Genomic DNA, 6,043 nt, shown 5'->3' with positions numbered 1-6,043 from the left:
ACGCCGGGTGTCACCCCTGATTTTGTGTTCGGTGGGATTCGTGTGTAGAGTTCCATCTCGTGCTCAAGACGCCGACCGGGTGACCGGGAGGCGGGGTGAAGAACACAGAATCCGCGGATTCATGCCGAGAATGGCAGGTCCAGGGCGGGTGGTGCTCACCGGGTGCGCGGCCGGCAGTGATGCGGGTCGGGATTCCTGAAGAAGATGATCTGGTTTGACAGCCGGGAATCATGTGGTAAGCTTTTCAAGGCCTTCCACGTGGATGGTCCGGTGAGTGTCTGGCCCTGCGGAAGCGGAGTTGACATGGTCGGATCGCGTGGTAAGGTTTTCTAGCCCGGCCATGTGAACAGACGGTGAATGCTTCGGACACGGAGTTGACACGGTCGAAACGGATGGTCTAGGATGGAGAAGTTGCTCCAGAGCGAAACGGCCCGCGGAGCGGGTCGCTGAAGCTGGAAGCGCCTGTTGTTTGAGAACTCAATAGTGTGCCAAGTTTGTTGATGCCAATTGTTTTAACACATATTGGTTGATCATCGCCTGCCACCCCCGTGGTGTGGTGATGGTCTGCCAGGTATTGAATGGATGTCGTGGTGGTTATTTCCGGCTGCCACGGTGTTGTTCTGTAATTTTTTACGGAGAGTTTGATCCTGGCTCAGGATGAACGCTGGCGGCGTGCTTAACACATGCAAGTCGAACGATGAAGCCCAGCTTGCTGGGTGGATTAGTGGCGAACGGGTGAGTAACACGTGAGTAACCTGCCCTTAACTCTGGGATAAGCCTGGGAAACTGGGTCTAATACCGGATATGAGCGCCTACCGCATGGTGGGTGTTGGAAAGATTTATCGGTTTTGGATGGACTCGCGGCCTATCAGCTTGTTGGTGAGGTAATGGCTCACCAAGGCGACGACGGGTAGCCGGCCTGAGAGGGTGACCGGCCACACTGGGACTGAGACACGGCCCAGACTCCTACGGGAGGCAGCAGTGGGGAATATTGCACAATGGGCGCAAGCCTGATGCAGCGACGCCGCGTGAGGGATGACGGCCTTCGGGTTGTAAACCTCTTTCAGTAGGGAAGAAGCGAAAGTGACGGTACCTGCAGAAGAAGCACCGGCTAACTACGTGCCAGCAGCCGCGGTAATACGTAGGGTGCGAGCGTTATCCGGAATTATTGGGCGTAAAGAGCTCGTAGGCGGTTTGTCGCGTCTGTCGTGAAAGTCCGGGGCTTAACCCCGGATCTGCGGTGGGTACGGGCAGACTAGAGTGCAGTAGGGGAGACTGGAATTCCTGGTGTAGCGGTGGAATGCGCAGATATCAGGAGGAACACCGATGGCGAAGGCAGGTCTCTGGGCTGTAACTGACGCTGAGGAGCGAAAGCATGGGGAGCGAACAGGATTAGATACCCTGGTAGTCCATGCCGTAAACGTTGGGCACTAGGTGTGGGGACCATTCCACGGTTTCCGCGCCGCAGCTAACGCATTAAGTGCCCCGCCTGGGGAGTACGGCCGCAAGGCTAAAACTCAAAGGAATTGACGGGGGCCCGCACAAGCGGCGGAGCATGCGGATTAATTCGATGCAACGCGAAGAACCTTACCAAGGCTTGACATGTTCTCGATCGCCGTAGAGATACGGTTTCCCCTTTGGGGCGGGTTCACAGGTGGTGCATGGTTGTCGTCAGCTCGTGTCGTGAGATGTTGGGTTAAGTCCCGCAACGAGCGCAACCCTCGTTCCATGTTGCCAGCACGTAATGGTGGGGACTCATGGGAGACTGCCGGGGTCAACTCGGAGGAAGGTGAGGACGACGTCAAATCATCATGCCCCTTATGTCTTGGGCTTCACGCATGCTACAATGGCCGGTACAATGGGTTGCGATACTGTGAGGTGGAGCTAATCCCAAAAAGCCGGTCTCAGTTCGGATTGGGGTCTGCAACTCGACCCCATGAAGTCGGAGTCGCTAGTAATCGCAGATCAGCAACGCTGCGGTGAATACGTTCCCGGGCCTTGTACACACCGCCCGTCAAGTCACGAAAGTCGGTAACACCCGAAGCCGGTGGCCTAACCCTTGTGGGGGGAGCCGTCGAAGGTGGGACCAGCGATTGGGACTAAGTCGTAACAAGGTAGCCGTACCGGAAGGTGCGGCTGGATCACCTCCTTTCTAAGGAGCATTAGTGCCCGTTGCATCACCGCGTGTGTGATGGCGGGTTGCTCATGGGTGGAACATCAATGAATGGTGCCAGTGGTGGTGCCGGCAGTGCTCGAGTACGTCATGCCTTTGCGGGTGTGGTTGGAATGGGTGGTGTTGGTGGCTGCGAGCTGGTGTTGGCACACTGTTGGGTCCTGGAACAGCAGGTGCCCTGACCTGTGAGGGTTGGGGTTGTTGTTTCTGGTCTCCGTGCCTTGTGAAGCTGGCCTTGAGGGTTGGTGGATGGGGTGTGGGTTGTTGTTTGAGAACTGCATAGTGGACGCGAGCATCTTATTTTTTTTGTTGCTGCATCGTTGATCGCACTGTCCCCCCTGGGGTGGTGTGTGAGGTGTGGTGACGCCGAGAATGACATCTTAGTTAGATATTGCTCATTTGAGGACTTTCATTGTGTGTGAAAGTTTCCAAGGGCGCATGGTGGATGCCTTGGCAACAGGAGCCGAAGAAGGACGTGGGAATCTGCGATAAGCCTGGTGGAGTCGATAACCGGACGTTGAGACCAGGATTTCCGAATGGGGAAACCCCGCACGACGTGTCGTGTGACCCCCGGTTGAACACATAGACCGGGTGGAGGGAACGTGGGGAAGTGAAACATCTCAGTACCCACAGGAAGAGAAAACAAAAGTGATTCCGTTAGTAGTGGCGAGCGAACGCGGATGGGGCTAAACCGTATGTGTGTGATACCCGGCAGGGGTTGCATGTGCGGTGTTGTGGGCCCCTCCTTGTCATGTCTGCCGGCATGGCGCAGTGAGGTGCGGGCATATAGACGAACCAGTGTGGATGCTGGACCGTAGAGGGTGAGAGTCCCGTAGTCGAAATGTGTTCCGCCGCTGTTGGAGGGTGGCCCGAGTAGCACGGGGCCCGAGGAATCCCGTGTGAATCTGCCAGGACCACCTGGTAAGCCTGAATACTACCTGTTGACCGATAGCGGATCAGTACCGTGAGGGAATGGTGAAAAGTACCCCGGGAGGGGAGTGAAATAGTACCTGAAACCATGTGCCTACAAACCGTTGGAGCCTCCTTGTGGGGTGACAGCGTGCCTTTTGAAGAATGAGCCTGCGAGTTAGTGATACGTGGCGAGGTTAACCCGTGTGGGGAAGCCGTAGCGAAAGCGAGTCTGAATAGGGCGATTGAGTCGCGTGTCCTAGACCCGAAGCGGAGTGATCTACCCATGGCCAGGTTGAAGCGCGTGTAAGAGCGCGTGGAGGACCGAACCCACTTCAGTTGAAAATGGAGGGGATGAGCTGTGGGTAGGGGTGAAAGGCCAATCAAACTCCGTGATAGCTGGTTCTCCCCGAAATGCATTTAGGTGCAGCGTCACGTGTTTCTTCCCGGAGGTAGAGCTACTGGATGGACGATGGGCCCTACAAGGTTACTGACTTCAGCCAAACTCCGAATGCCGGGAAGTGAGAGCGTGGCAGTGAGACTGTGGGGGATAAGCTTCATAGTCGAGAGGGAAACAGCCCAGACCACCGGTTAAGGCCCCTAAGCGTGTGCTAAGTGGGAAAGGATGTGGAGTTGCTGAGACAACCAGGAGGTTGGCTTAGAAGCAGCCACCCTTGAAAGAGTGCGTAATAGCTCACTGGTCAAGTGATTCCGCGCCGACAATGTAGCGGGGCTCAAGTACACCGCCGAAACCGTGGCATTCAGTTTTGCTGGATGGGTAGGGGAGCGTCGTTCACGAGGTGAAGCCAGCGGGTAACTTCTGGTGGATTGTGGACGAGTGAGAATGCAGGCATGAGTAGCGAAAGACGGGTGAGAAACCCGTCCGCCGGATGACTAAGGGTTCCAGGGTCAAGCTAATCTGCCCTGGGTAAGTCGGGACCTAAGGCGAGGCCGACAGGCGTAGTCGATGGACAACGGGTTGATATTCCCGTACCAGTGAAGAACCGCCCATGCTGAGCCGGTGATACTAACCGCCCGAACCATCCCGAACCCCGTCTTTGACGGGGACGGTGGTGGGGAGCGCGGGACCTGAACCGGGGAGGCAAGCGCATTAACAGGTGTGACGCAGGAAGGTAGCCGGGCCGGGCAATGGAAATGACCTGGTCTAAGGGTGTAGGGCTGCCGGTAGGTAAATCCGCCGGCTGTATGCCTGAGACCTGATGGGCGCCCACATGGTGGGTGATCCGGTGATCCTATGCTGCCTAGAAAAGCATCGGCGCGAGGTTCAAACTGCCCGTACCCTAAACCGACACAGGTGGTCAGGTAGAGAATACTAAGGCGATCGAGAGAATCATGGTTAAGGAACTCGGCAAAATGCCCCCGTAACTTCGGGAGAAGGGGGGCCCCAACCTTGAGCACCACGTGCTGGTGTGAGGGGATCGGGGCCGCAGAGACCAGGGGGAAGCGACTGTTTATCAAAAACACAGGTCCATGCGAAGTCGTAAGACGATGTATATGGACTGACTCCTGCCCGGTGCTGGAAGGTTAAGGGGACCTGTTAGCTTCGGCGAAGCGGAGAACTTAAGCCCCAGTAAACGGCGGTGGTAACTATAACCATCCTAAGGTAGCGAAATTCCTTGTCGGGTAAGTTCCGACCTGCACGAATGGAGTAACGACTTCCCCGCTGTCTCAACCATGAACTCGGCGAAATTGCATTACGAGTAAAGATGCTCGTTACGCGCAGAAGGACGGAAAGACCCCGTGACCTTTACTATAGTTTGGTATTGGTATTCGGTGTGACTTGTGTAGGATAGGTGGGAGACTGTGAAGCGGGCACGCCAGTGTTCGTGGAGTCATCGTTGAAATACCACTCTGGTCACTCTGGATATCTAACTTCGGCCCGTGATCCGGGTCAGGGACAGTGCCTGATGGGTAGTTTAACTGGGGCGGTTGCCTCCCAAAATGTAACGGAGGCGCCCAAAGGTTCCCTCAGCCTGGTTGGCAATCAGGTGTCGAGTGCAAGTGCACAAGGGAGCTTGACTGTGAGAGTGGCAGCTCGAGCAGGGACGAAAGTCGGGACTAGTGATCCGGCGGCTCGTTGTGGAACGGCCGTCGCTCAACGGATAAAAGGTACCTCGGGGATAACAGGCTGATCTTGCCCAAGAGTCCATATCGACGGCATGGTTTGGCACCTCGATGTCGGCTCGTCGCATCCTGGGGCTGGAGTAGGTCCCAAGGGTTGGGCTGTTCGCCCATTAAAGCGGTACGCGAGCTGGGTTCAGAACGTCGTGAGACAGTTCGGTCCCTATCCTCTGCGCGCGTTGGAAATTTGAGAAGGTCTGTCCTTAGTACGAGAGGACCGGGACGGACGAACCTCTGGTATGTCAGTTGTACCGCCAGGTGCATGGCTGATTAGCTACGTTCGGGATGGATAACCGCTGAAAGCATCTAAGCGGGAAGCCGGCTTCGAGATGAGATTTCCTTGCCCCTTTGAGGGTGTGAGGCCCCCAGCTAGAACACTGGGTTGATAGGCTGGATGTGGAAGCGAGGACTGAAGACTCGTGAAGCTGACCAGTACTAATAGGCCGATGACTTACACACACTCTTATCCTATTGCTTGCTTCAAGGTGATGGGTGGGTGTTCGCGTCCACTGTGCGGTTGTCTGATTGCAACCGGCTGTCTGCTTGTTGGTGGGTGGTTGAGGTGTTTTGAGTTGAATAGTGTCACTGTTGTGTGACCCGTAGGTTTCCCTGCTGTTGCCCGTGTTGAGGGTGGTGGTGTGGGGTTAGGGTTACGGCGGTCATAGCGTGGGGGAAACGCCCGGTTCCATTCCGAACCCGGAAGCTAAGGCCCACAGCGCCGATGGTACTGCAGCCGGGAGGTTGTGGGAGAGTAGGTCGCCGCCGGACATTCTTTGAGGGAGGGCCTCGCACCGTTGGGTGCGAGGCCCTTCCCGCATT

At 56.3% G+C, this 6,043-nt stretch carries 3 rRNA genes; all 3 read left to right on the top strand.

Annotated features, from left to right (window positions below):
* Positions 1 to 629 precede the first annotated feature (629 nt).
* The 3 genes from J1M37_RS11060 (at position 630) to rrf (ending at position 5,992) form a co-directional block, all read left to right on the top strand.
* A 16S ribosomal RNA gene (locus J1M37_RS11060) occupies positions 630 to 2,152 on the top strand.
* 439 nt (positions 2,153 to 2,591) lie between these two features.
* Positions 2,592 to 5,683, top strand: a 23S ribosomal RNA gene (locus tag J1M37_RS11055).
* Positions 5,684 to 5,875: 192 nt separating this feature from the next.
* Positions 5,876 to 5,992: ribosomal RNA gene (rrf, locus tag J1M37_RS11050) — 5S ribosomal RNA — on the top strand.
* Together the 16S, 23S and 5S rRNA genes form the textbook arrangement of a ribosomal RNA operon.
* The last annotated feature ends 51 nt before the right edge of the window (positions 5,993 to 6,043 follow it).

It is taken from the genome of Micrococcus sp. KRD012, from assembly GCF_017168555.1.
Taxonomy (GTDB): Bacteria; Actinomycetota; Actinomycetes; order Actinomycetales; family Micrococcaceae; genus Micrococcus; species Micrococcus luteus.
This window is presented reverse-complemented; position numbering and strand designations above follow the sequence as displayed.